Consider the following 3,895-nt stretch of genomic DNA (forward strand, 5'->3'; position numbering starts at 1 on the left):
TCAGGCGCCGACTCACCCACATCACCGAGCAGTTGCTCCCGCAGATACCGAGCCAGCGCCACCGGCGTCGGATAGTCGAACACCACCGTCGCGGCGAGGGGGACGCCGGTGGCCATGGCGAGGGTGCCGCGGAGTTCGACGGCGGTGAGGGAGTCGACGCCCAGGTCGCGGAAGGCCCGCTCGGCGGGTACGGCGGAGGCGCCGGAGTAGCCCAGTACGCCGGAGGCGCACAGGCGGACGACCTCGAGGAGGACGCGTTCCTGTTCCGCCGGGGTGAGTCCGGTGAGCTGGCCGCGCAGGCCCGAGCCGTCGCCGCGGCCGAACCGCTCGGACGCGGCACCCGCGCCCTCGACGGCCACGCGCGCCTCGGGCAGCGACTCGATCAGCGGGCTCGGACGCGTCATGGTGAAAGGCGGCGCGTACTCGCCCCAGTGGATGTCCGCGACCATGATGTCCGGGCGGTGCGCATCGATGGCGCGCTGCAGGGCCAGGAGGCCGAGCGCGGGCGGGAGCGGCAGGACGCCACCGCGATGCATGCGCCAGGCGACGACTTCCTCGTCCGCCATGCCGCCGTCGGCCCAGGGACCCCACGCGATCGACGTGGCCGGGAGACCCGCCGACCGTCGCCGCTCGGCCAGCGCGTCGAGAAAGGCGTTCGCCGCCGCGTAGTTGCCCTGCCCCGATGTGCCGAGCGTGCCGGAGACCGAGGAGAAGAGGACGAACGCGGACAGGTCGCTGTCGCGGGTCAGTTCGTCCAGATGCAGCGCGCCCAGCGCCTTCGTCCGCATCACCGACGCGAACCGCTCCGGCGTCAACGCATCGATCACACCGTCGTCCAGCACACCCGCCGTATGCACCACAGCATCCACCGGATGCTCCGCCAACACCCCAGCCAACGCCGCACGATCGGCCACATCGCACGCCGCAACACTCACCCGTACACCTGAAGCGGCCAGCTCGTCCCGCAACTCGGACGCACCCGGGGCATCCAGGCCCCGACGACTGACGAGCACCAAGCCCGTGGCACCCTGCGCAGCAGCCCAGCGAGCCACGCGAGCACCCAGCGCACCCGTACCACCCGTGATCAACACCGTCCCCCGAGGACGCCAACCCGCGTCGTCCTCGTCGACGGCGGGGACGCGTTCGAGCCGGCGGCCCAGGACGCCCGACGGCCGGACGGCCACCTGGTCCTCCGTACCGCTGCCGAGGAGTACGCCCCGAAGGCGGGTGGTGGCACGCCGGTCGAGGGCTTCGGGGAGGTCGATCAGACCGCCCCAGCGGTCCGGATACTCCAGCGCCGCCACCCGGCCCAGACCCCACACCGCACCCTGCCCGGGATCAGCAGCACCGTCCGAACGCCCCACCGACACACCACCGCGCGTCAGCACCCACACCCGACCGCCCACACCCGCGTCACCGAGCGCCTGCAACAGTGCGGCCACGGAGGCCGGGCCGAGCGGAAGGCCGTCGGCGTCGGTGCCGGCAAGCCCGGCGAAGGCGAGGACGCCCGCGACGGGGTTGCCCGCCGCGGCCTCGCGCAGCAGGTCCGCGAGAGCGGCCCGGTCCGTACGGGTGCTGCCGGTGACGTTCACCGTGACGACGCGGTCCGGGCCGCCGAGGGCGGTGGTGAGTTTCGCGACCGCCGGGTCGTCTCCTTCCGGCCCGGCCGGAACGACGAACAGCCAGGGGCGATCGGCGAAGTCCGGTGCCGTCAGGCCCCGTTCGGTCGCGGCGGGCTTCCACATCACCTGGTAGTAGAGGGCGTCGACAGCGGTCTGTTGCTGCTGCCGTTTCCGCCAGGAGGCCAGCGCCGGGACGACCGCGCCGACGTGTTCGGCCTCAAGACCCAGGGTGTGCTTCAGCGCTTCGACGTCATGGCATTCGACGGCCTCCCAGAAGCGGCTGTCGGCCGTGTCGGCAACCGTACGCGAGGAGGTCGCGGTTCCGTCGGCGGCCGCGGTGCCGTGGTCGAGCCAGTAGCGTTCGTGCTGGAAGGCGTACGTGGGCAGATCCACCGGGGAGGTGGCGGGAGCGGCGCCGAACGCCGGGGTCCAGTCGACGTCCACGCCGTGGACGTACAGGTGGGCGAAGGCACCGTACAGGCCGGGGATCTCGGGGCGGTCCTTGCGCAGCGCAGGCGTGAGCTGTGGTCCGGGCCCCGTCGGGGCGTCGGGGAAGCAAGCGCGGGCGAGGGCGGTGAGGGTGCCGTCGGCGCCGATTTCGAGGTAGTGGGTGACGCCCTGCTCATGCAGGCGGCGTACGTGGTCGGCGAAGCGGACGGGCCGGCGGACGTGGGCCGCCCAGTAGTCGGCCGCGCACAGCTCGCCGGGGTCGGCCGGGGTGCCGTCGATGTCGGAGACGATCGGGATCTGCGGGCGGTGGTACTCCAGGCTCTCGGCGACGCGCAGGAAGTCCCGCAGCATCGGTTCCATCAGCGGTGAGTGGAAGGCGTGGCTGACGCGCAGGCGCGTGGTCCGGCGGCCGAGGGCTCCGATCTGTCCGGCGAGCTCCGCCACGCCGTCCTCGGTACCGGAAATGACCACGGACTGCGGCCCGTTGACGGCGGCCAGGCTCACCGTGTGCTCCCGGCCGGCCAGCAGGGGCAGCACCTCCTCCTCGGATGCCTGAAGCGCGACCATCGCGCCGCCCTCCGGAAGCGCCTGCATCAGCCGTCCTCGCGCGGCGACCAACCGGCAGGCATCCTCCAGGGACCACACGCCCGCGACGTACGCCGCCGCGAGTTCGCCGATGGAGTGCCCGGTGAGGACGTCGGGGCGTATGCCCCACGATTCCATGAGCCGGAACAGTGCCACCTGGAAGGCGAAGAGGGCGGGCTGGGTGAACTCCGTGCGGTTCAGGGCCGCTTCGTCGTCGCCGAACACCAACTCCCGCAGTGAGCGGCCGAGTTCGTGGTCGAGGTGGGCGCAGACGGCATCGAACGCCTCCGCGAACGCGCCGAATCCCTCGTACAGTTCGCGGCCCATGGCGAGCCGCTGCGATCCCTGGCCCGCGAAGAGGAACGCGAGGCCCCCTTCGGAGTCCGCCGAGCCGACGGTCGCGTCGGGCGACGGCTCCCCCCGGCCGACGGCCTTCAAGGCGGCGAGGAGGGTGTCGCGGTCCTCGCCGACGACGACGGCGCGATGCTCGAACGCCGAGCGGGACGTGGCGAGCGCGTGCCCGAGGGCCGCGGGGCTCAGCTCCGGGTGGGCCTCGATGTGCCCGGCCAGCTGGGCGGCCTGCGCGCGCAGCGCCTCGACGCTACGGCCGGAGAGCAGCCAGGGCAGCGCGGCCACGGGTGGCTGCGGGGCTGTGGGGAGTTCCGGGGCGTCCTCGGGGAGCGCTTCCTCCAGGACGACGTGGGCGTTGGTGCCGCTGAGCCCGAATCCGGATACGGCGGCGCGGCGTGTGCGGTCCTGCGTGCTGGGCCAGTCCCGCTGCTCGGACAGCAGCTCCACCGAACCGGCCGTCCAGTCCACATGCGACGACGGCTCCTCCGCATGCAGCGTCCGCGGCAACACCCCATGCCGCATCGCCAGCACCATCTTGATCACACCGGCAACACCCGCAGCAGCCTGCGTATGACCGATGTTCGACTTCACCGACCCCAGCCACAACGGCCGTTCACGACCCTGACCATACGTCGCCAACAACGCCTGCGCCTCGATCGGATCACCCAAGGCCGTGCCCGTGCCATGCGCCTCCACCGCATCCACATCAGCCGCCGACACCCCCGCCGACGACAACGCCGCACGAATCACCCGCTGCTGCGACGGACCACTCGGCGCCGTCAAACCATTCGACGCACCATCCTGATTCACCGCCGACCCGGCAACCACCGCCAACACCCGATGCCCAAGACGCCGCGCATCGGAAAGCCGCTCCACCAGCAGCATCC

Annotated in this window: 1 protein-coding gene; it reads right to left on the bottom strand. The window is 72.3% G+C overall.

The window, feature by feature from the left end; genetic code table 11:
• A partial coding sequence (locus ABZ822_RS32495; protein WP_360862060.1) for an SDR family NAD(P)-dependent oxidoreductase occupies positions 1-3,893 on the bottom strand: 3,893 nt, incomplete at its 3' end.
• Positions 3,894-3,895: the final 2 nt, after the last annotated feature.

The sequence above is a fragment of the Streptomyces sp. NPDC047108 genome (assembly GCF_040643575.1).
Classification (GTDB): domain Bacteria; phylum Actinomycetota; class Actinomycetes; order Streptomycetales; family Streptomycetaceae; genus Streptomyces.